The following is a 21,269-nucleotide window of genomic DNA, read 5'->3' on the forward strand; positions in this document are numbered from 1 at the left end:
TAAGGCTTGATGATTATGGAAGATACTTTAACTAGACGTAAACTTTTAGCAGCAATTAGTCATGGTTCAGTTTTGCTGACTGCGACGTTAGTTTCTTGGGCTATTCCTCTTGTGGTTTATTTAATTAGTGAAGATGCGATCGCTAAAGATCATGCTAAAGAAGCCCTGAATTTTCATATTAATATTGCCTTTTGGGGCTTTATTTTCGGTATTTTGACCGGTGTTTTGATCGGTTGGGCGTTTTTGGCGGCTTTAGGACTGATTACGATTATTTTTCCGATTATTGCCCTGTTGTCGGTGTTCAATGACCCCGATAAAGTTTATCGTTATCCTTTGATTTATCGGTTATTGTAGAAAAAATAGAGACGTGTCATATCGCGTCTCTACAGGTTTTTAACCAAAAACACTTTTTAACCAAAAACACGATGTTGTAAGGATGGCATTTGTCGGCGGACTTGTTCTAAACGAGAGGCGTTAATTTCTGCGATCGCAATGCCAGTTTGTTCGCCTGCATCCGCTAAAATAACACCCCAAGGGTCAATAATCATGGCGTGACCATGAGTATAGCGTCTTTCGTAGTTATTACCCGTTTGGGCGGGCGCAATGATATAACAAGTATTTTCGATCGCTCTAGCTTGTAACAAAACTTTCCAGTGATCTTTTCCTGTATAAGCAGTAAAAGCGGCAGGTACAAACAAAACATCAGCCCCTTTATCGGAAAGATGGCGATACAATTCTGGAAAACGCACATCATAACAGATCGATAAACCAATCTTGCCATAAATATCCGACACATACAAAGGCGGTAATTCTGTGCCAGCCATGACGGTACTCGACTCTTGATAGGTATTTCCGTCGGGTACATTAACATCAAATAAATGCACTTTCCGATAGCGGGCGAGTTCTTGACCACTGGGTGCAACTAATAAAGCTGTATTATAAGCTTTTTGGGGTTCGTCGTTTACAGGAACGGGAAAACCACCGCCTAGTAATGTCACCTGAAAACGTTGTGCCATCCTTTTGAGGAATTTTTCAGCTTTGAGGGCGATTTCACTCGCTTGATTCGCTTTATCGGCTTCTTTCCCCATAAATGCGAAATTTTCGGGCAAACCTATTAATTCAGCCCCGCGACGCACAGCGAGTTCGATTAATTCTTCAGCCTCAACTAGATTGTTTTCTAAGTCGGGCTTGCTGGACATTTGAATGGCAGCAGCAAGATAAGATTTCATGCGTACAACAATAAAAAGTAACGATATATAATTAGCCACTGAATTTTATTGTATCGCTCTTCAGGAACGGCATTTCTTTTCTTTGTGTAACTTATTTCACGCCACGAACGAAAGCATAAAATCAACCAAATATGATAGCTTAAGAAAAGATTCGTTACTATTGCTCAATTTTGATATGTCTTTTTTCCGTCAATATATCGCTCCTTTACTTACTGTACTGATTTTCTTAATCGCTTTGGTAGCCGTTAGCGCTCGTAGTTTTTTACCGTCTGATTTATCTGCACCTGCACCCATTACAGAAAATCAACCGAGTATCGTTAACACAAAAGGCTAAAATGGGACTTCCTGATGGCTATCAGCTACGTGTCGGAACTAAGAGCGATCGCACATTGTTGCTAGATTTTATGTATAAAACCTATCAAGAATTTTTTCTTGAACAAAAAAAGTTTTCTCATCTAGCTGATACGGTTGCTCAATATTTTTCTCAAACAACTCCTTTATGGTGGATTGAATTTCAAAAAAAGCCTGTAGGTTGTCTCTGGATGGGTAGCGGTGTGGATCAAATAACAGGACAGCGATATAGTCATATTTTTATAGTTTACGTTAGTTTGGAACATCGCCGTAAAGGTATTGGAAGCTTTTTGATGAATCAAGCCGAAATTTGGGCAAAATCTCAAGGTAATTTTCAGTTAGGGCTACAGGTTTTTAATGAAAATCAACCTGCTGTTAATTTTTATGAAAAAATAGGTTTTAAAACTCAATCTTTGTTAATGATTAAACCGTTTAATTAGTGTCAGACAGAATAGTTAAGATTTTATCTAGCAAGAAAATGACCCAACAAACCTAGAATGCTGAAGATTATGCGAAGAATTCCCAAGCACAATTAGAATGGGCAAAAGAAATAATTAGTAAGCTGAATCTACAAGGAAATGAATCTCTTTTAGATATTGGTTGTGGCGATGGAAAAATTACGGCCGCCTTAGCTAAAATCCTGAAATATGGCTTTGTGTATGGAATTGACGCTAATTTGGAGATGATTAATTTTGCTAAAAAAAACTATATTAATCATGAATCTAAAAACTTGACATTTGAGCAAATGAATGCTAGGGAAATTAAATTAGATCAAACCTTTGATGTAGCATTTTCTAACGCTGTTTTACATTGGGTTGATGATCATGTTGCCGTTTTAAAAGGAGTTCACGCCCATCTTAAACCTCAAGGAAAAATTTTATTTCAAATGGGCGGTAAAGGCAATGTCGGCGAGTTGCGTACAGTTATTGAACAAACAACCCAAGAAACAGAATGGCAAACTTATTTTAAAGATTTTTCTGATTCTAAATATTTTTATGATCCAGAAGATTATCTAAAATGGCTTCCTGAAACTGGTTTTACACCCCTTAGAGTCGATCTTATCAAGAAAGATATGCAGCATCAAGGGAAAGAAGGTTTAAAGGGTTGGTTAAGAACGACTTGGTTTACTTATACCCATCAACTAAGAGAAGAATTACGAGAACCCTTTTTAGATGCGGTGGTTAATAATTATACGCAAAAAGTTCCGATCGATGAACAGGGTAAAACTCATGTTGGTATGGTTCGCTTGGAAGTGGAAGCGGTAAAAATATAGTGTCAAAATAGAAATAGTAATCAAAGAGAACACAAAAAACTTATGCGTCTTTTACACACCATGTTACGAGTGAACAACCTAGAAGAGTCCCTGAAATTTTACTGTGATATTTTAGGGATGAAACTTTTGCGTCAGAAAGACTACGAGAGTGGAAAGTTTACTCTTGCTTTCGTTGGATATGGAGACGAAGCAGATACAGCCGTAATTGAATTAACTTATAACTGGGGTGTCAATGAATATGAGTTAGGAACCGCTTATGGTCATATTGCCCTAGGTGTTGATAATATTTATGAAACTTGCGAAAAAATTAAAGGTTTAGGCGGTAAAGTAACTAGAGAACCCGGTCCGATGAAACATGGTACTACTGTCATCGCATTTGTCGAAGATCCTAACGGTTATAAAATTGAGTTAATTCAACTTGGTACACAAGGTTCGGAACAAAAACAGGTTTCAGCCGCAGCTAGTCATTAGATTATTAGATTATTCATCATTAAATAAGGATTTGGTTTCTTTGATCTAGTCTTAAATAGGGTTTAGAGACCAAACCCCTACGGTATACATAAAAGGGTTTTTTCGATAAATTAACTTTACATTTATTAACATTAGGGTTGCGGCTTTTGTGTCTTAGGCTATAACTAATTCTAAAGCCATTTTTGAGCGTATCCATGACCTATAGCCTTAGAATTGCCGATATTCCCCTCAGTGAACGTCCCCGCGAACGATTATTCTCATTTGGTGCGAAAAATCTTGCAACGGCAGAATTAATAGCCATTTTACTCGCTACCGGACAAGGAAAAGGAAAACTATCGGCCGTTGGTTTAGGGCAATATATTTTACAGGAACTCAGCAAATACAAGCGAGAACCCCTCGACGTTTTAAGGGAAATTAGTCCACAAGAACTGATGGAAATTCCAGGAATAGGCCCCGCAAAAGCCACCACTATTCTAGCGGCTGTAGAATTAGGTAAAAGGGCTTTTTTACTGCGTCCTAGTGAACGAATGCTGATAGATAGTCCAGACGCGGCAGCATCGGCGCTCGGTCATGATTTAATGTGGCAAAATCAAGAAAGATTCGCTGTCGTTTTACTGGATGTCAAAAATCAGCTAATTGGAACAAAAGTAATTACTGTAGGGACAGCAACCGAAACCTTAGTGCATCCTAGAGAAATTTTTCGAGAAGTGATTAAACAAGGTGCAACAAAATTAATTATCGGACACAACCACCCATCAGGTAATCTAGAACCAAGTCAGGATGATATTTATTTAACCGAACAATTACTACAAGGGGCGCAATATTTAGATATTCCGCTACTCGATCATCTTATCCTAGGTAATGGCAATCATCAAAGCTTGCGTCAAATTACGCCTTTATGGACACAATACCCTCAAAAAGAATAGGAATTGCTACGATATCCGCATTCCTGTCTAATTATCGATGTATTGGTGTCAGTATATCAACCCGCTTGTGCAATCATAAAACAACCCTGTAGAGCATCACTTACACAAGAGTGTTAGAAAATTTTGAGTTGAAGCTAACTAAAACAAGGGATTTAAATAGAATTATTTGATTTTACGACTAGGTTCCAAACAAAATGCTAAAAATCTTTGTAGACAGAGGGGGTACCTTTACCGATATGGTAGCTGTATCCAATAACCCAGCCATTGTAGACAGATTATCGCAAGATGCCAAACAATTTCTCATTGTGCCTCTGCCTAACCAACAATGGATTATTCTTTATAAACTACTCTCAGAAAATCCCGAACGCTATCAAGATGCAGTGATACAGGGAATACGAGATATCTTAGGACTCAGTGTAAATGATCCTATCCCAACTGAACAAATCGAAGTTGTAAAGATGGGAACAACTGTCGCAACCAACGCCCTACTAGAACGAAAAGGCGATAGAGTAGTTCTCATCATCACCAAAGGTTTTAAAGATGCCCTCAGAATAGGCTATCAAAACCGTCCTAATATTTTTGCGCGTCAGATTATCTTACCCTCGATGTTGTATGAAAGCGTTCTTGAAGTGGAGGAAAGATATGATACAAACGGTAATGAATTAATACCCGTTAATTTCGCCCAAATTAGACAAGACTTACAGAATATCTATGATACAGGGGTTAGAAGTTGTGCGATCGTCTTTATGCACAGTTTCCGCTATCCCCAACACGAAAAACAAGTCGCCCAAATTGCTCTTGACATTGGTTTTACTCAAGTTTCCGTATCCCATAAAGTCAGTCCATTAATGAAACTGGTTTCTCGTGGTGATACAACCGTTGTTGATGCTTATTTATCTCCCATGCTACGGCGTTATGTAGACCAAGTAGCCAGTCAGTTACCAAATGTTAGATTGATGTTTATGAAATCCGATGGCGGTTTAGTGGATGCTCATCTTTTCCAAGGTAAAGATAGCATTTTATCGGGGCCTGCTGGGGGTATTGTCGGGGCAGTGCAAACCAGTCTTAGAGCGGGTTTTCCTAAAATTGTCACCTTTGATATGGGTGGAACATCAACCGATGTAGCCCATTTTAACGGGGAATACGAACGACAAATCGATAATGAAATTGCTGGGGCTAGAATGCGGGTTCCTGTTCTGAGTATTCATACTGTAGCTGCTGGGGGCGGTTCTATTCTGTTCTATGATGGTTCACGCTTTCGGGTTGGTCCAGAGTCAGCCGGGGCAAACCCTGGACCTGCTTGCTATCGTAAAGGTGGCCCCCTAACGGTGACGGATGCTAATGTCATGTTAGGCAAGATTCGGCCTAATTATTTTCCTCACATTTTCGGGCAAAAGGGCAATTTACCCCTAGATGCAGAGATTGTTCAGTACAAATTTACTGAATTAGCTCAAGAAATTCAAAAAACGCCAGAAGCAATAGCAACGGGTTTTCTGGCTATAGCCGTCGATAATATGGCGAATGCGATTAAGAAAATTAGCCTACAACGGGGCTATGATGTGTCTCGCTATGCAATGTGTTGTTTTGGGGGTGCAGGGGGTCAAGTTGCTTGTTTAATTGCCGATACGTTGGGAATTAAAACAATATTCCTACATCCCTATGCGGGGGTTTTAAGTGCCTATGGTATGGGTTTAGCAGATATTCGAGTTATTAAAGAAAGTGCCCTCGAACAAACTTTAACCCAAGATTTAATCCCACTGTTACAGCAGTTAAGGGAAACTCTAGAAATCCAAGCGAGAAACGAATTAAACCCCCAAGAAGCGAGTATCGGTGAAAAAGTGACGCAAAAAGTGAATTTAAAATATCAGGGGACTGATTTTACTTTAACAGTTGATTTTGTGGAAGATGTGGCAATAATGCGATCGCACTTTGAAACTGAACATAAATCTCGTTATGGTTTTATTCAATCACAAAAATCTTTAATAGTCGAATCAATATCAGTCGAAGTTATTCAATTGATGGATACCCCCCAAGAAGCTTTAATCACTCGAACTCGCCCTCTAGAAGTATTACCGACACCAGTAGAAATGGTTCAAATCTATACTAATCATACTTGGCAGAAAACACCCATTTATCGAAGAGAACATTTAGAACCTGATGATTGTATTGCTGGCCCGGCGATTATTGTTGAGAAAATTAGTACAATTGTTGTTGAGCCGAATTGGAAGGCAAGATTAACGGAAAAGAATCATCTTATTTTACAACAATATTCATGATTAATTTATCTCAGTAAGGCTAGAAAACCTGCTTGTTCAAAGTGTTTATCATGAGCTAATGCTTCAGTAATTCCAAATTGCTTCATAATATTGAATGATACACAGTCTGTTAAACTCCAGCTTTTATCAGAGCGATTTTTATAAAGTTCTAGCCCTTCCTTGAACCTTTGGCGATCTTGAGAAATAATAGTTATATTTGGGTGTAATTCGAGTCCTTCAACCAGTCTTACACCAGCTTTACGGAAATAATTTCCTCGTTTAGAAAAATCATTCAGTACTTCAGTTAAGACCATCTCGCTAGTGATAAGATAAGCAGAACTCAGAGACACAGATAGTTTTTTAGCTGTTTCATGTAGTTCATCACGAGGATTGAGTAAAGCAATCCAATATCCCGTATCAGCAAAGATAGTTCTCACTCTTCTGTCTCAGTTAAAGCGTTCTGGTATTGGTCAAAATTCTTTGATAAATCAGTAGGTACTTTTTCCCATTCTTCTAGGGGAATTTGTGCGCCAATTTCAACCACCATTTCCCAGATTGGTCGTGCTGTAGCATCATAGGTGATGTCTGGGAAAATATCTGATAAATCTTGAGGTGTTTGCGGGTTGACCATTTTTAAGACTTATAAAGTTATTTTCTATTTTAGCTAAACTTAGGCGTTAAATAATCTCTCTTTTCCAAAAAGCTTTAATACTCAAATCAGTTTCAGTTACACTCAGTCGAAATATGTAACGATTATACTTGATTCATAGCGATCGTATTTTTGTGCCAGATAAATAAGGTATTGGTACTCAGTGAATGGAACATCGAAATAAAGCGTGTTTCTAATGTCTATATTTAACCCTAAATTTCTAGCCAATTTCGTAGAGAATTATCCAACTGTTGAGCGTCTAGTAATGATAAATTACCAATTGTTTTGATAATTAGATTTTCTTGAATAGTATAAATTCCCCGTTTTACCGCAGTAGAAACGTTTAAACCTTCACTTTGCCAGTCATTAAGTACAAATTCACCCTGTAATAGTTTGTCTAATCGACTCGTTAAAGGAACGAGAAAAATATCTTTTGATTGATGAGGAGAACTGACAATAATAGTAGGTCTAACTTTAACATTAGATAAGTCAGAAAAAGGATAACGGACTAAAATAATATTATGTTTAGAGTAACTGCTCATAAATATCATCTTCTGAGTTATCCCAGATTTCCTTTAATGATGATTCGCTAACTGATTGCCAAAAAGTAGATTCTTGATCGGATTGTAAAAGAGTAATTAAAACTTTTGTTCCATCAGGAAGTAAAACCGATTCAGGAAGTTCTATTTTACCATCTTTTACAATTGCCAAAACCGTGTTTAACATTTTTACTATCTTATAGGAATGAATTATGTCTATTTTATCTCAAAGTGATCCTGTCTATCTAGAAATATTTAAAAATCTCTATCAGTTCATTGCTGAACAAATGGGAATTACTCTACAAAATACAGCGTCTTCGGTGAATATCAAAGAACGCTTAGACTTTTCTTGTGCTATTTTTGATCACGAAGGTTTATTAGTGGCTAATGCTCCTCATATTCCAGTACATTTGGGGTCGATGAGTGAAAGTGTTCGCAGTCTGATCCAAGACCGAGAAAATACTTTTAAACCAGGTAATGTTTATTTATCGAATAATCCCTATAATGGTGGAACTCATTTACCCGATGTAACGGCGATTACTCCTGTTTTTGATGAAGCAGAACAACAGATTTTATTTTATGTTGCCTCCAGAGGTCATCAAGCTGATATTGGCGGAATTACCCCAGGTTCCATGCCACCTCATAGTAAAACTGTAGATGAAGAAGGTATTTTATTTGATAATTTCTTATTGGTTGAAACAGGTTATTTTCGAGAAAAAGAATTAAAAGAACACTTGACAAATAACCTCTATCCTGCTCGTAATATTGAGCAAAATATCGCTGATTTTCAAGCCCAAATTGCTGCCAATGAAAAAGGAGCGCAAGAACTTCGGAAAATGGTCACTCAATATGAACTTTCTACAGTGCAAGCTTATATGAAATTTGTCCAAGATAATGCCGAAGAATCCGTCAGAAAAGCTATTGATGTGTTAAAAGATGGCGAGTTTAGCTATCCGATGGATAATGGCGCACAAATCAAAATTAAAGTCACCATAGACCGAGAAAAACGGAGTGCTACGATTGATTTTACAGGAACGTCTCAACAGCTTTTAAGTAATTTTAATGCACCGAAAGCCGTCACCCAAGCAGCCGTATTGTATGTGTTTCGGACGCTAGTCGATGATAATATTCCCCTAAATGCGGGATGTCTTAACCCACTTAATCTTATTATTCCTTCTGGCGGTATGTTAAATCCTACCTATCCAGCAGCCGTTGTCGCAGGAAATGTCGAAACCTCTCAAGCGGTTGTCGATGCTTTATACGGCGCATTGGGGGTTTTAGCGGCATCTCAAGGAACGATGAATAATTTTACCTTTGGCAACGAAAGATATCAATATTATGAAACGATTTGCGGCGGTTCGGGTGCAGGTTCTAGCTTTGATGGAACCGATGCAGTACACACTCATATGACTAATTCGCGCTTAACTGATCCTGAAGTCTTAGAGTATCGTTATCCTGTTCTCTTAGAAAGCTTTAGTATTCGTCCTAATAGTGGCGGAAAAGGACGATATAAAGGAGGAAATGGCATTATACGGAAGATTCGTTTTTTAGAACCGATGACTGCTAATATTCTTTCAGAACATCGGGTTATTCCAACCTTTGGTTTAGTGGGTGGTGAAGCTGGAAAAGTAGGTAAAAATACAGTTCAGCGCGAAGATGGAACAGTAGAAGAGTTACGCAGTACAGCTACTGTTGAAATGAAATCAGGCGATATTTTTATCATAGAAACCCCTGGCGGTGGTGGCTATGGAAAAATGACTATTTAATACTGCTTTTACACTAAAATCCTTGTGTAAGTATAATTATGAATGACGGATTTTGAATAATGTATGCCTTAGCCCTTCATACTAGCAGTCCTGATCTGGGATTAGCTATCAATAATTTTAGCGGTGATAGTCGTTGCCAAGTATGGAATTTAGACCGTAATTTATCTAATTATTTACATCAATATTTAGCTGAATTTTTAGCCCCGCAAACCTGGCATCAGCTTAATTTTATCGCTATTGCCAAGGGACCCGGTAGCTTTACCAGTACCCGCATTGGTGTAGTAACAGCGCGAACTTTAGCCCAACAACTCAATTGTCCTTTATTTGGGATTTCATCCTTAGCGGCTTTTGCATGGTCAATTCGATCGCGTTATCCTGTAGGAATGCCACTCGCTTTACAAATGCCGGCAACAAAAGGGCAATGGTATACGGCTATTTATCGAGTGATTGAAGATAATATTTATTCAGATTCACCCGATACCCTGATGAACCAAGAAACTTGGCAAGAATTTCTTACCTCTGTTGCTACTCCTTATCAATTAGTCGAGTTACCCACTCATCTCGGAAACACGACATCGAGTTTATTAGAATTAGCTTATCAAGAATGGAACGTCGGAAAACGATCGCAATGGCCGACTGTTTTTCCATTCTATGAAAGATGAAAAAATCACGCTTACCTATTATTGGATGGCGAGAATGGCTTGATTTGCCAGAATTAGGCATTACTAATATTAAAGCCAAAATTGATACCGGTGCAAGATCCTCAGCATTACACGCTATCCATCTCAAAACCTTTGAGCAAAACAATCAACAATTTGTTAGCTTTCAAGTTCATCCCCATCAACGAGATAGTCAACAGACTGTTTTTGTCTCAGCTTTATTGCTCGAATGGCGAAAAATAACCAATTCTGGCGGACAAACGCAACTTCGCCCCGTTATTCAAACTTCGATTACATTAGGTAAATATACATGGCCAATCGAATTAACCTTGACTAATCGAGATATGATGGGTTTTCGGATGCTTTTAGGTCGAGAAGCTCTTAGAGAGCGATTTTTAGTTAATCCAAGCCGATCGTTTTTATTGGGTCATTTCGACTTCTCTAAAAATTATTGATATTATTTCTCAATAATGTTGACAAAAATTTCTAATAAAAGTATATTAGATGAAGTGTTCTCCTCTCAAGGATCGGCAGGTGGGAGTGAAGTCTCTAGGCTACTCCCCTGTTTTTTTAGCTAGAAAGGCTTGAATAAAAAGCGATAAACTAAGAAATTAGACAAATTAAATTTTAAAGAATTTAGCGATCCTGGCAATATGACAAACGACTACGATGTAATTGTGATTGGTTCTGGAATTGGTGGTTTAGTTACAGCTACCCAACTCGCTGCAAAAGGGGTAAAAGTGCTAGTTTTAGAACGGTATTTAATCCCCGGTGGTAGTGCTGGATATTTTGAACGAGAAGGTTATCGCTTTGATGTCGGTGCGTCGATGATTTTTGGTTTTGGGAAAAAAGGAACAACTAATCTATTGACTCGCGCTTTGGATGCAGTGGATGTTAATCTAGAAACGATCGCCGATCCAGTACAAATACATTATCATTTACCAGATGGCTTAGATTTAAAAGTTCATCGAGACTACGAAAAATTTTTAGATGAACTCATTGCCTATTTTCCTCACGAAGCACAAGGAATTAGAAAATTTTATGACGAGTGTTGGAAGGTGTTTAACTGTCTTAATGCGATGGAACTGCTTTCATTAGAAGAACCTCGTTATCTAATGCGGGTGTTTTTTCAGCATCCTATGAAATGTTTAGGGTTAGTCAAATATTTACCCCAAAATGCCGGAGATGTTGCCCGTCGCTACATAAAAGATCCGCAATTACTAAAATTAATTGATATGGAGTGTTATTGTTGGTCAGTAGTCAAAGCTGATGAAACACCGATGATTAATGCGGGAATGGTTTTTAGCGATCGTCATTATGGTGGAATCAACTATCCTAAAGGAGGAGTGGGACAAATTGCCCAAAAACTCGTCGAAGGACTTCTTAAAAATCGCGGAGAAATTCAATATAAAGCCAGAGTTACCCAAATTATCATAGAAAACGGTAAAGCTATTGGGGTTGAATTAGCCAACGGAAAACAATATTATGCTAAACGCATTGTTTCTAATTCGACTCGTTGGGATACCTTTGAAAAACTGCTATCACCTGAAAAAATGCCACCAAAAGAAAAACGTTGGCAAAAACGCTATCAAAAATCACCTAGTTTCTTGAGTTTGCATTTAGGTGTGAAAGCGGAAGTTTTACCCCCAACTACAGAATGTCATCATATTCTTTTAGAAGACTGGGATAACATGGAATCTGAACAAGGAACGATTTTTGTTTCAATTCCCACCCTGCTCGATCCTAGTTTAGCTCCCGAAGGACATCATATCATTCATACTTTTACTCCCAGTTGGATCGATTATTGGAAAGAACTTTCACCCAAAGAATACGAAGAAAAAAAAGAAATGGCCGCTAACCGTTTGATTAACCGTTTAGAAAAGATTTTCCCTGGTCTAATCAATGGGTTAGACTATCAAGAAGTTGGAACACCTCGAACACATCGACGCTTTTTAGGACGCTCAGACGGTACTTATGGCCCAATTCCGCGTTATAAGCTTCCTGGGTTATTGACCATGCCATTTAACCAAACTGCGATTTCTGGACTATACTGTGTAGGAGATAGTACCTTTCCAGGTCAAGGGTTAAATGCGGTAGCTTTTTCGGGTTTTGCATGTGGTCATCGCATAGCCGTTGATTTAGGGCGATAAACTGGGAAGAATAAGATCGTAAACCTTTAAATCTATATTGTGGTGGATAAATTTACCTAAATTAAGATGTTAGTGTAAATAGAATTTAATCAATTAAGCATATAGATTGAAAAGCTAGTTCCCTGCTCATCCTACAATGGAGATTCCTAAAGAGTCTGAAGACTTAGAGAAACAATTAATTGACTTGCTTTATAGTTATAGTAGCCCTAACTTTCAAACAATACTGAGGGAAATTGCCCAAAAATGTAGTAAGACTTTGAAAGTAGATACCTGTCTCATTATTTCAGGTGTTAGTGTCTCAGAAACTATACAAGTAGGATTTTGGCATAAAAATAACATTGAATTCAGTTTGAGCGAATCCTTTTTGTGTCATCCTGAAATTAGCACAATTTTAGCCAGAAAACAGCCTTGTACTTTATCAAATGATCTCGCACAAACTCTATCAGTTAAAACCTTATTAGGTATTAGAACGGAATTTCAAGATAAAGTCAACGGTTTAATCATCATTGGCAAAACAAAACCTCAAGTTTGGAAATCTGAGGAACACAATCAATTGATTCAAGCTAGTAAATATGTATCAATTGGCTCGGCGATGAATACTCAATCACAGAAAGAAAATAATCCAGCATTTCACTTAGCCAATTTTAATCGAGGAACATCGATAGCAGAAATTCCGATGATTAAACGGTTTTATGACTTAACTCGTCAACAACTAAAACAACAACGATATTTACTTGAACAACAACGACAGCTAAACGACAAGAAAAATGAGATTATTACGGCAATTAGCGATAAAGCGAGAAATCCATTAGCAACCATGAAAATGGCGATCGACTTATTGAGTAATACTAAAAATAATATTCCTTTAGAAAAACAAGAAAAATATTGGAATATACTAAGACACGAATGGAATAACATCAATGAATTAATTAATAGTATTGTCACTTTAGATCAATTAGAATCTAAAGAAATTGTCTTTCAACCCCAACTGATTAAAATCGCTACTCTTATTCAAAATCTAGAAGAAACATTTAATCAACAGTGGCTTCAAGAGCAACATAAACCATTAAAGTTAAAAATTGAATATTCAGATTCTCCTAAACAAATCCAGACTGATTTACAACATTTAGAAAGTATTTTACAAGAATTATTAACGAATGCGGTTCATTTTTCGGAAGGTGAACAAACAATTTATCTTAAATTTGCCAAACATTATCTTGACAAAAAAGACGCAATGTGCATTACTATAACTAATATTGGAATTGGTATTCCAGACACCGAAAAAGAGTCTATTTATGAACCCTTTTATCGAGGTAAAGGTGTTATAGAAAAAGGAATTTCAGGTACTGGGGTTGGTTTAGCAGTTGTTAAAGGATTAGTGGAACTCTTAGGCGGTACGATAGAAATGCAGTGCGAACCTATGGAAAATACAGAAAATTATATTACTTCTTTTACATTAATTCTACCTTTAAAGCCTGATCATAATATTTCTGCATCATAATGCTAACTCAAAGTGTCTCCTCTCAACCCTTACGTTGGCAACGTTCTAGATCTAATTCTTTGCTACGTCAAATCGAAATTTTTCTCATCGCAGCACAATTTATCTTATTTTTGTGGTGGGATCAAGTTTTTAGGGTAAATTCAGCAAAAAATAGACAAAAACGGGCTAAATGGTTACTTAAACAAATTCTTAATTTAGGGCCAACTTTTATTAAGATAGCACAGTCTTTATCAACTCGTGCTGATCTAATTCCACTAGAATATATTCAGGAATTTAGTCAATTACAAGATCGAGTTCCAGAGTTTAGTAGTATTGAAGCGATCGCTATTATTGAAACTGAATTAGGAAAACCCATTACCGAATTATTTCTAACCTTTGATTCGATTCCTTTAGCATCAGCAAGTTTAGGACAAGTTCATCGAGCAAAATTATTTTCAGGTGAAGAAGTTGTTATTAAAGTACAACGAACAGGTTTAGAACAATTATTCAATTTAGATTTTGCTGTTGTCGCTCAACTCATACAAGTTGGTAATATTCTTCCTTCGATTCGTAAATATAAATTAGAAGAAGTTTATCTACAATTTTTTGAACTTCTCTTATCGGAAATAGATTATATCAATGAAGGCAAGAACGCGACTCGTTTTCGAGAAAACTTTAAAGATTTTCCTAATGTAAAAGTACCTTTAGTGTATTGGGATTATACCACTCGAAAAGTATTAACTTTAGAATATATGCCAGGTGTAAAAGTAGATGCTCGACAATCTTTAATCGAAAAAGGAATTAATCTTGATCAAGTCATTCAAACGGGGATATGTTCTTATTTAAAACAATTATTAATTGATGGTTTTTTTCAATCCGATCCCCATCCAGGTAACATGGCAGTTAATCCACAAGGGGAATTAATATTTTATGATTTTGGCACAATGGCCGAAGTAAAATCAATGGCTAAAGATCAGATGATAAAAACCTTTATGGCTGTTTTAAAAAAAGACACCGATGAAGTTTTAGAAACACTGATTTATATGGGATTAATCGAGCCAATTTCTGATATGCGAGCCATCAGAAGAATTATTCAATTTTTATTAGATGAATTTCGAGATAAACCAGTGGATATCAAAGCTTTTGAACGCATCAGCGAAGAAGTATATATGATGTTCCAACAACAACCATTCCGTTTACCATCTCAAATGACATTTATTATTAAAGCGATAACCACATTAGATGGGATTGCGCGTTCTTTAGATCCAAAATATAATTTATTAGCAGCGAGTCAACCTTTTGTCATGAGCATTACAATGTCCGATGGCAAAGGTAATTTAATATTAACTTTATCCACACAAACACTTAGTTTTATTAGACAAACCTTGATGAACTTTAATAGTAACAATAAAATGATGCGGCAACTACAAGATAGAATCGAACAAGGAGAATTAGAATTTAGAGTTCGTTCTTTAGAAAGTGAAAGAACCTTGAAAAAAATTTATATTGCAATCAAAGGATTAATTTATACTTGTTTAACAGGATTTAGTATTTTTACATCCTTTGCCTTATTAACCACAGCCTATAGTAAATTTGCTGTGATCTCTTTCGGTTTAGCGGGACTTTTTAGCTTATTTGTCTTGCGGTGTTTGATTACTTTAATGATACGCGATCGTATGGATAGAAATATATAAAATAGTCAAACGTTTGGAGGATATGCAATGACAAAGCAACAACTAGATCAACAGAAGCTATTAGAAATTTTGGAACTTGCTAAAAAAGCTGAACAAAATATGAAAGATAGTAGTGAAAATTTAGGCACTTTAATAGAAAAATTGCATTTCAAAGCTAAGTTAAAATCGTAAACTTCCTGATTGTTCACGTCCAGACTGCGGGTTAAAATTAATCCAAATGATCTCGCCTTTTGCAGGAATATAATCAGACTGACCAGAAGACTTCACGACCTACTGATTCTCCAGAATTAATTTCACCATGTAACATTTCAGGGGTTATTTTTTCTAAAAGTTCATTAAAATCTTTAGTTTATGTTGTTATATCATGTACTTGACTTGCTATCATCCGAGTTGCAACAGACTCTATAGATTCCTCTTTTAAGGTCGATAATTGCTGTAATTGGGCAAATAAAGCGTCAGAAATCTCTAATACTAATTTTCGAGTTTTCATAATTACCTAAACTGTTCTTGATGGTTCTATTGTAATCTGACTTCCGTTTATTAAGATCTGTATCTTTCAAACACCTAAAAAATAACTCTTCTTATCACATTGTAAAGTGACTACTCCAAAAATCACGTAAGCCTGAGACAATCAGATACAGTCACAAGTCACGTTATTATTTTTTACTCAATCGGGCTTATCGGAGAACTTATGAAATTAGCCTACTGGATGTATGCTGGCCCTGCTCACATTGGCACGCTTCGCATTGCGAGTTCTTTTAAAAACGTTCATGCCATCATGCACGCACCATTAGGAGATGACTACTTTAACGTCATGCGCTCCATGTTAGAAAGAGAAAGAAACTTTACCCCAGTAACTGCTAGTGTAGTTGATCGCAATGTTTTAGCGCGGGGTTCCCAAGAAAAAGTAGTTGAAAACATTGTCCGCAAAGACACTGAAGAAACCCCAGATTTAATCGTTCTGACTCCCACTTGTACCTCTAGTATTCTACAAGAAGATTTACAAAACTTTGTAGAACGCGCCCAAATGGATGCAAAAGGTGATGTCATGCTTGCGGATGTTAACCACTATCGGTTTAATGAACTCCAAGCAGCAGACAGAACCTTGGGACAAATTGTTCAGTATTACATCGAAAAAGCACGTAAAAAAGGCGAAATTTCTGACGGCAAAACCGAAAAACCCTCAGTTAACATTATTGGGATTAGTACTTTAGGTTTCCATAACCAACACGACTGCACCGAGTTAAAGCGTCTCATGAAAGATTTAGGGATAGAAGTTAACGAAGTCATCCCCGACGGTGCATCAGTTAATAACCTGAAAAACTTACCCCGCGCTTGGTTTAATCTAATTCCTTATCGAGAAATTGGGTTAACAGCAGCACGTTATCTTGAACAAGAATTCGGAATGGCCTATGTTGATATTACACCGATGGGCGTGGTTGAAACGGCTCGTTGTATCCGCAAAATTCAACAAATTATTAATGCTCAAGGTGCTGATGTAGACTACGAAGATTTTATCAATGAACAAACTCTGTATGTTTCCCAAGCTGCTTGGTTTTCTCGTTCCATTGACTGTCAGAACCTAACGGGTAAAAAAGCGGTGGTTTTTGGCGATAATACTCATGCAGCCGCACTAACTAAAGTTTTAGCGCGAGAAATGGGGATTCATGTTGTTTTAGCAGGAACTTACTGTAAATATGATGCAGATTGGTTCAAAGAACAGGTGAGCGAGTATTGTGATGAAGTCTTAATTAGTGATGATAACGCAGAAATCGGAAACGCGATCGCACGTCTTGAACCTTCTGCTATTTTCGGTACCCAGATGGAACGTCACGTCGGTAAACGCTTAGATATTCCCTGTGGCGTTATTGCTGCACCTATCCACATCCAAAACTTCCCCATCGGTTATAAACCTTTCTGTGGTTATGAGGGAACGAATCAGATTGCCGATTTAGTCTACAATTCTTTTACATTAGGCATGGAAGATCACTTATTAGAAATCTTTGGGGGACATGATACCAAAGAAGTGATTACTAAATCCGTTTCCGCTAATTCTGACCTAAATTGGAACAAAGAAGCACAAGGAGAATTGAATAAAATTCCTGGTTTTGTTCGAGGCAAAGTTAAGCGAAATACTGAAAAATTTGCTCGTGAAAGAGGTATGAATGAGATTACTTTAGAAGTGATGTACGCTGCTAAAGAAGCAGTCGGAGCATAATTTTAGGGGTGGGTTAATTCCCACCTTTAATTTAATCATAAAAAAGGGATTTAATATCAAATCCGCAGCATATCGACAAATAATGTAGGGATTTGGAAACCAAATCCTTACAAAAATTGGGTAGAAAGACCAAACCCCTACGGTAAAACAAGAATGGAATCTTTTATGAGTACATATCCAAAAATTCCTGACCCCGAAACTTATCAACGTTTATTAACTAATCTTCGTCAGACTCGTCTAGAAATAGAAGAATTTAATTTAGAATTAGCTGAAATTAATGCACTTCTAGCAGAACAACTCAGAAATCAGCGATTAAATCGCGTACAGAATTATCTTAAGCAAATGAAGCATCAATCTTAATGTCTGATTCTTCATATGTTTACTCTAATTTTGTTACTGTGGAGTATTAGCATGGAAGCTATAAAAATTTATTACGATGAACAAGGTAAAACTTTAACAGTTTGGTTTGATAATCCTCAAAAAGAGTTTTTAACAGAAGAAATTTCTGAAGAAGTTGCTTTAATTAAAGATAAAGAAGGTCATATTATAGGAGTAGAAAGATTAAATTATAGTTTAGAAAAAACGGATAAATCTACAATTGAGTTTATCAGTGTATAAACAAATTGAATATATGTAAACTCATGTCTAATTATTCTCTAATTTTAATCCTAAAAAATCAAATAACTTCCTCACCAAATCAGCAGATTACTTTTGCTGATTACATGAATACGGTTCTCTATCACCCCGAATATGGCTATTATTCTTCTAAATCTAACAAAATTGGCAATCAAGGCGATTTTTTTACATCTTCTTCTTTATGTGCTGATTTTGGCGAATTATTAGCTAACCAGTTTTTAGAAATGTGGGAAAAATTAGATTATCCTACTCAATTTACTCTTGTTGAAATGGGCGCAGGGACAGGCGTTTTAGCAGATGATATTCTGAATATTATTAAAACTAATTATTCTGATTTTTACGAAGCATTAAATTATATTATTATTGAAACAAGTTTTGGATTAATTGAACAACAAAAAGAAAAATTAGCCGAACATGATTTTAAAATTTCTTGGAAAACCTGGGAAGAAATTGAAAATAATTCGATTATTGGCTGTTTTTTTAGTAATGAATTAGTAGATGCTTTTCCAGTCCATCAAGTGATTGTAAAATCTGGAAAAATCAAAGAAATTTATATCACATTTTCGGATAAAAATCAAGATATTCTAGCAGAAAAAATAGATAATTTATCAACTTCTGAATTAGAAAAATATTTTCAACTTATTGATATTGATCTTTTAAGTAAAGACTACCCTGATGGTTATCGTACAGAAGTTAATCTAAAAGCTTTGTCATGGTTAGAAACAATTAGCAACAAGCTCAAACAAGGTTATTTATTAACGATTGATTACGGTTATACAGCCCAAAAATATTATAATCCGCAACGCTATCAAGGGACTCTAAAATGTTACTATCAACATCGTCATCATGATAATCCTTATATTAATATTGGACAACAAGATATTACGGCTCATGTTGATTTTACAGCATTAGAAAAATACGGTAAATTGTGCGGACTCGAAAAATTAGGATTTACTCAACAAGGACTCTTTTTGATGGCGTTAGGATTAGGCGATCGCTTATCTTCTCTCTCTAGCGGTGAGTATGATTTACAGACGATCTTATCGCGTCGAGATGCCTTACATCAACTGCTTGATCCAACGGGTTTAGGTGGGTTTGGTGTACTGGTACAGAGTAAAGGATTGACTGAAAAACAGAAAGAGCGCTCGCTAAGATCATTATTCCAATTTAAGCCTTAAAGTTCTTCAGGATGGGGAATTTCTACTGTAAAACAACTTCCTTGTCCAACTTCCGAAACGAGTGTTATTTTTCCTCCGTGAAGTTGGGCTAATTTTTGAGACAGGGCTAAACCTAAACCAGTGCCTTTATGCTTGCGACTCAAAGAACTTTTAATCTGTTGGAAGGGTTGAAAAAGTTTTTCTTGATCTACTTTAGTAATACCAATTCCTGTATCAATAATAGAGAAAGTAATACTATTTTTAGGTCGTGCTACTTCAAGAGTAACGCTACCTTTTTCAGTAAACTTGATAGCATTAGAAAGAAGATTAATTAATATTTGCTTTAAACGTTGTTGATCAGCATAACAAAAATCGACATTTTTCGCTATTTTTAAATCAATTACTAATCCTTGCTGTTCTGCTTTTCCTTGTACGATTGAGAGTGCGGCTAAACAAAGATCTTCTACTGCTAATTTTTCTAATAATAGTTCTTCTCGGTTTGCTTCGATTTTAGAAAGATCCAACAAATCATTAACAATAGCCATTAAATGTTCACCAGAAGACACCACCGCATTAACATATTGACTTTGTTTTGGATTTAGTGAACCGTAAATTTGTTCTTGTAACATTCGTGCAAATCCTAAAATTCCTGCTAAAGGTGCGCGTAATTCATGAGTCATATTAGAAAAATATTCGCTAGTATGTTGATAAGATTCTTGTTTTTTTGCTAACTGTTCTTGAATCGAAATTTGATAGATAGCAATGCCAATTTGTTGACTAATTTGTTCTAAAAATTGAATTTCTTCTTCAGTAAAATACCGATTTTGCTGTTTGGTTTCTAAAACTAAGATTCCCCACAACTCACCTTTAATTGAAATCGGCAAACTTAAAATAGAATATTCACAGCACAGATGTTGATTATAAATAATGTTTGTTTGATTAGAATACGCTTTAGTTTGTTGAGTTTCACACAAATTTTGTAAACAGATTTCTTCTAAATTTAATATTCCATTTTCTGGAGTGGAAAAATTAGAGAATAGATGCTCAATTTGCCATTGATTAGTAATTTTTGAGAATGAATAATTAGATTGACTATCATTAACGTTTTTTTTCTGAAATCGACTGTTTTTCTCTAGATTTGGAATTTTAATAATTAATACTTTCTCAAATTCAAATATTTTGGCGATTTTTTGAAGAATTTCTTCTAATTTGTTCTGAGTTAAATAATAATTATTTATTTGCTGATTAATTAATTGAATAAGTTCTTGATAATTTTGATACTTAAGTAATTTTTGTTGTTGCTTGATTAACCATGAACTTTGACTCATTAAATGACGAACAAGTTCTGAGTTTTTCTGCGCCCATTTTAGGTGGTTTTGACGCGAATAAATGCAGATCACACCGACTTGAAACTGCTGATATTGAAGAGGAATCAAACAAAGGGATTTAATCTCTAATTGTTGCACTCTTTTTTTTAGCTTTAAAGGAATTAATCTATCTTGAATGAGGAGGGAATAAATGTTATTTTCTTTAAGATTACCTTGATTTTTGTGATAAATATATCGACTAAAATCAATTAAAGTTTGCTGTGCTAAATTAGATTTGATTGTTGAGTAAACTTTTTTAATTTTTTCTTTTTCTAAGAAAAAAAGCAAGCAGTCGCTTTCTTGATAAGTTGCTTGAAAAATCGTTACTATATTTTGGAAAACTTGATCACTCTCCTGAATTTGTCCCGTGAACTGTCTCAACGATACAGGAGAGGTTACTGATAGTAATGACTGTTGAGTTTGATTCATTGGGATAAATAAATAAAATG

At 36.1% G+C, this 21,269-nt stretch carries 23 protein-coding genes and 1 pseudogene; 18 read left to right on the forward strand and 6 right to left on the reverse strand.

Annotated features, from left to right (window positions below; translation table 11 throughout):
* Positions 1-15: 15 nt before the first annotated feature.
* A complete protein-coding gene (locus C7H19_RS13110) occupies positions 16-354 on the forward strand; it encodes a DUF4870 domain-containing protein (protein WP_106457332.1) in 339 nt (112 codons plus the stop codon).
* A gap of 56 nt (positions 355-410) precedes the next feature.
* On the opposite strand, the gene C7H19_RS13115 is transcribed toward C7H19_RS13110, so the two are convergent.
* Entirely contained in the window at positions 411-1,229 is an 819-nt protein-coding gene (locus C7H19_RS13115; protein ID WP_106457333.1) for a carbon-nitrogen hydrolase family protein, read from the reverse strand.
* 175 nt (positions 1,230-1,404) lie between these two features.
* On the opposite strand from C7H19_RS13115, the gene C7H19_RS25695 reads away from it, so the two are divergent.
* The 6 genes and pseudogenes from C7H19_RS25695 (at position 1,405) to C7H19_RS13140 (ending at position 6,526) form a co-directional block, all read left to right on the forward strand.
* A complete protein-coding gene (locus C7H19_RS25695) occupies positions 1,405-1,563 on the forward strand; it encodes a hypothetical protein (RefSeq protein WP_181280602.1) in 159 nt (52 codons plus the stop codon).
* A 1-nt stretch (position 1,564) separates the two neighbouring features.
* Positions 1,565-2,020 carry a GNAT family N-acetyltransferase gene (locus C7H19_RS13120; protein WP_106457334.1) on the forward strand — a complete coding sequence of 152 codons (456 nt, stop codon included), beginning with the start codon at positions 1,565-1,567 and terminating at the stop codon, positions 2,018-2,020.
* A gap of 89 nt (positions 2,021-2,109) precedes the next feature.
* A pseudogene (locus C7H19_RS13125) lies at positions 2,110-2,853 on the forward strand (class I SAM-dependent methyltransferase); the annotation flags it as partial.
* Positions 2,854-2,895: 42 nt separating this feature from the next.
* Positions 2,896-3,324 carry a lactoylglutathione lyase gene (gloA, locus tag C7H19_RS13130; RefSeq protein WP_106457336.1) on the forward strand — a complete coding sequence of 143 codons (429 nt, stop codon included), beginning with the start codon at positions 2,896-2,898 and terminating at the stop codon, positions 3,322-3,324.
* A gap of 194 nt (positions 3,325-3,518) precedes the next feature.
* On the forward strand, positions 3,519-4,250 hold the full coding sequence (radC, locus tag C7H19_RS13135) for a RadC family protein (protein WP_106457337.1): 732 nt from the start codon (positions 3,519-3,521) through the stop codon (positions 4,248-4,250).
* A 194-nt stretch (positions 4,251-4,444) separates the two neighbouring features.
* Positions 4,445-6,526 carry a hydantoinase/oxoprolinase family protein gene (locus tag C7H19_RS13140; protein ID WP_106457338.1) on the forward strand — a complete coding sequence of 694 codons (2,082 nt, stop codon included), beginning with the start codon at positions 4,445-4,447 and terminating at the stop codon, positions 6,524-6,526.
* Positions 6,527-6,531: 5 nt separating this feature from the next.
* On the opposite strand, the gene C7H19_RS13145 is transcribed toward C7H19_RS13140, so the two are convergent.
* The 4 genes from C7H19_RS13145 to C7H19_RS13160 all read right to left on the reverse strand — a co-directional run bounded on the left by C7H19_RS13145 (position 6,532) and on the right by C7H19_RS13160 (position 7,880).
* Positions 6,532-6,942, reverse strand: coding sequence for a type II toxin-antitoxin system VapC family toxin (locus C7H19_RS13145; protein ID WP_106457339.1), 411 nt, complete (start codon positions 6,940-6,942; stop codon positions 6,532-6,534).
* A complete protein-coding gene (locus C7H19_RS13150) occupies positions 6,939-7,136 on the reverse strand; it encodes a hypothetical protein (protein WP_106457340.1) in 198 nt (65 codons plus the stop codon). The genes C7H19_RS13145 and C7H19_RS13150 overlap by 4 nt, the downstream gene beginning before the upstream one ends.
* Positions 7,137-7,366: 230 nt before the next feature.
* Positions 7,367-7,696 (reverse strand): type II toxin-antitoxin system PemK/MazF family toxin, encoded by a 330-nt coding sequence (locus tag C7H19_RS13155; protein WP_106457341.1) that lies wholly within the window; start codon positions 7,694-7,696, stop codon positions 7,367-7,369.
* On the reverse strand, positions 7,680-7,880 hold the full coding sequence (locus C7H19_RS13160; RefSeq protein WP_106457342.1) for a hypothetical protein: 201 nt from the start codon (positions 7,878-7,880) through the stop codon (positions 7,680-7,682). The genes C7H19_RS13155 and C7H19_RS13160 overlap by 17 nt, the downstream gene beginning before the upstream one ends.
* Positions 7,881-7,905: 25 nt before the next feature.
* Between C7H19_RS13160 and C7H19_RS13165 the strand changes: the two genes are divergently transcribed.
* From C7H19_RS13165 to C7H19_RS13210, 11 genes are all read left to right on the forward strand, one after another.
* Positions 7,906-9,459: a hydantoinase B/oxoprolinase family protein gene (locus C7H19_RS13165; RefSeq protein WP_106457343.1), complete on the forward strand. Its 1,554-nt coding sequence runs from the start codon at positions 7,906-7,908 to the stop codon at positions 9,457-9,459.
* Positions 9,460-9,518: 59 nt separating this feature from the next.
* Complete coding sequence (gene tsaB / locus C7H19_RS13170; protein WP_106457344.1) at positions 9,519-10,121, forward strand: tRNA (adenosine(37)-N6)-threonylcarbamoyltransferase complex dimerization subunit type 1 TsaB; 603 nt, start codon at positions 9,519-9,521, stop codon at positions 10,119-10,121.
* Entirely contained in the window at positions 10,118-10,573 is a 456-nt protein-coding gene (locus C7H19_RS13175) for an ATP-dependent zinc protease family protein (RefSeq protein ID WP_106457345.1), read from the forward strand. The genes tsaB and C7H19_RS13175 overlap by 4 nt, the downstream gene beginning before the upstream one ends.
* A gap of 198 nt (positions 10,574-10,771) precedes the next feature.
* On the forward strand, positions 10,772-12,268 hold the full coding sequence (crtH, locus tag C7H19_RS13180; protein WP_106457346.1) for a carotenoid isomerase: 1,497 nt from the start codon (positions 10,772-10,774) through the stop codon (positions 12,266-12,268).
* Positions 12,269-12,404: 136 nt separating this feature from the next.
* Positions 12,405-13,769 (forward strand): sensor histidine kinase, encoded by a 1,365-nt coding sequence (locus C7H19_RS13185; protein WP_106457347.1) that lies wholly within the window; start codon positions 12,405-12,407, stop codon positions 13,767-13,769.
* Positions 13,769-15,442, forward strand: a complete 1,674-nt coding sequence (locus C7H19_RS13190) for an ABC1 kinase family protein (protein WP_106457348.1) — start codon at positions 13,769-13,771, stop codon at positions 15,440-15,442. Before C7H19_RS13185 ends, C7H19_RS13190 begins: the two co-directional genes overlap by 1 nt.
* Positions 15,443-15,469: 27 nt before the next feature.
* Positions 15,470-15,613, forward strand: a complete 144-nt coding sequence (locus tag C7H19_RS25700) for a hypothetical protein (protein ID WP_181280603.1) — start codon at positions 15,470-15,472, stop codon at positions 15,611-15,613.
* 520 nt (positions 15,614-16,133) lie between these two features.
* On the forward strand, positions 16,134-17,660 hold the full coding sequence (bchB, locus tag C7H19_RS13195; protein ID WP_106457349.1) for a ferredoxin:protochlorophyllide reductase (ATP-dependent) subunit B: 1,527 nt from the start codon (positions 16,134-16,136) through the stop codon (positions 17,658-17,660).
* 165 nt (positions 17,661-17,825) lie between these two features.
* Complete coding sequence (locus tag C7H19_RS13200; RefSeq protein ID WP_106457398.1) at positions 17,826-18,020, forward strand: hypothetical protein; 195 nt, start codon at positions 17,826-17,828, stop codon at positions 18,018-18,020.
* A gap of 51 nt (positions 18,021-18,071) precedes the next feature.
* Positions 18,072-18,278, forward strand: a complete 207-nt coding sequence (locus C7H19_RS13205; protein WP_106457350.1) for a DUF2283 domain-containing protein — start codon at positions 18,072-18,074, stop codon at positions 18,276-18,278.
* A gap of 23 nt (positions 18,279-18,301) precedes the next feature.
* Positions 18,302-19,474, forward strand: a complete 1,173-nt coding sequence (locus C7H19_RS13210) for a class I SAM-dependent methyltransferase (RefSeq protein ID WP_106457351.1) — start codon at positions 18,302-18,304, stop codon at positions 19,472-19,474.
* On the opposite strand, the gene C7H19_RS13215 is transcribed toward C7H19_RS13210, so the two are convergent.
* Positions 19,471-21,249, reverse strand: coding sequence for a sensor histidine kinase (locus tag C7H19_RS13215; RefSeq protein WP_245927499.1), 1,779 nt, complete (start codon positions 21,247-21,249; stop codon positions 19,471-19,473). The two genes, C7H19_RS13210 and C7H19_RS13215, sit on opposite strands and share 4 nt — an antisense overlap.
* Positions 21,250-21,269 lie beyond the last annotated feature (20 nt).

The organism is Aphanothece hegewaldii CCALA 016 (assembly GCF_003007785.1).
Lineage (GTDB): Bacteria > Cyanobacteriota > Cyanobacteriia > Cyanobacteriales > Microcystaceae > Chroococcus > Chroococcus hegewaldii.

Coding starts and splice junctions, on each gene's coding strand:
- C7H19_RS13110 (WP_106457332.1), top strand. CDS start 16: ATGGAAGATACTTTAACTAGACGTAAACTTTTAGCAGCAATTAGTCAT.
- C7H19_RS13115 (WP_106457333.1), bottom strand. CDS start 1,229: ATGAAATCTTATCTTGCTGCTGCCATTCAAATGTCCAGCAAGCCCGAC.
- C7H19_RS25695 (WP_181280602.1), top strand. CDS start 1,405: ATGTCTTTTTTCCGTCAATATATCGCTCCTTTACTTACTGTACTGATT.
- C7H19_RS13120 (WP_106457334.1), top strand. CDS start 1,565: ATGGGACTTCCTGATGGCTATCAGCTACGTGTCGGAACTAAGAGCGAT.
- gloA (WP_106457336.1), top strand. CDS start 2,896: ATGCGTCTTTTACACACCATGTTACGAGTGAACAACCTAGAAGAGTCC.
- radC (WP_106457337.1), top strand. CDS start 3,519: ATGACCTATAGCCTTAGAATTGCCGATATTCCCCTCAGTGAACGTCCC.
- C7H19_RS13140 (WP_106457338.1), top strand. CDS start 4,445: ATGCTAAAAATCTTTGTAGACAGAGGGGGTACCTTTACCGATATGGTA.
- C7H19_RS13150 (WP_106457340.1), bottom strand. CDS start 7,136: ATGGTCAACCCGCAAACACCTCAAGATTTATCAGATATTTTCCCAGAC.
- C7H19_RS13155 (WP_106457341.1), bottom strand. CDS start 7,696: ATGAGCAGTTACTCTAAACATAATATTATTTTAGTCCGTTATCCTTTT.
- C7H19_RS13160 (WP_106457342.1), bottom strand. CDS start 7,880: ATGTTAAACACGGTTTTGGCAATTGTAAAAGATGGTAAAATAGAACTT.
- C7H19_RS13165 (WP_106457343.1), top strand. CDS start 7,906: ATGTCTATTTTATCTCAAAGTGATCCTGTCTATCTAGAAATATTTAAA.
- tsaB (WP_106457344.1), top strand. CDS start 9,519: ATGTATGCCTTAGCCCTTCATACTAGCAGTCCTGATCTGGGATTAGCT.
- C7H19_RS13175 (WP_106457345.1), top strand. CDS start 10,118: ATGAAAAAATCACGCTTACCTATTATTGGATGGCGAGAATGGCTTGAT.
- crtH (WP_106457346.1), top strand. CDS start 10,772: ATGACAAACGACTACGATGTAATTGTGATTGGTTCTGGAATTGGTGGT.
- C7H19_RS13185 (WP_106457347.1), top strand. CDS start 12,405: ATGGAGATTCCTAAAGAGTCTGAAGACTTAGAGAAACAATTAATTGAC.
- C7H19_RS13190 (WP_106457348.1), top strand. CDS start 13,769: ATGCTAACTCAAAGTGTCTCCTCTCAACCCTTACGTTGGCAACGTTCT.
- C7H19_RS25700 (WP_181280603.1), top strand. CDS start 15,470: ATGACAAAGCAACAACTAGATCAACAGAAGCTATTAGAAATTTTGGAA.
- bchB (WP_106457349.1), top strand. CDS start 16,134: ATGAAATTAGCCTACTGGATGTATGCTGGCCCTGCTCACATTGGCACG.
- C7H19_RS13200 (WP_106457398.1), top strand. CDS start 17,826: ATGAGTACATATCCAAAAATTCCTGACCCCGAAACTTATCAACGTTTA.
- C7H19_RS13205 (WP_106457350.1), top strand. CDS start 18,072: ATGGAAGCTATAAAAATTTATTACGATGAACAAGGTAAAACTTTAACA.
- C7H19_RS13210 (WP_106457351.1), top strand. CDS start 18,302: ATGTCTAATTATTCTCTAATTTTAATCCTAAAAAATCAAATAACTTCC.
- C7H19_RS13215 (WP_245927499.1), bottom strand. CDS start 21,249: ATGAATCAAACTCAACAGTCATTACTATCAGTAACCTCTCCTGTATCG.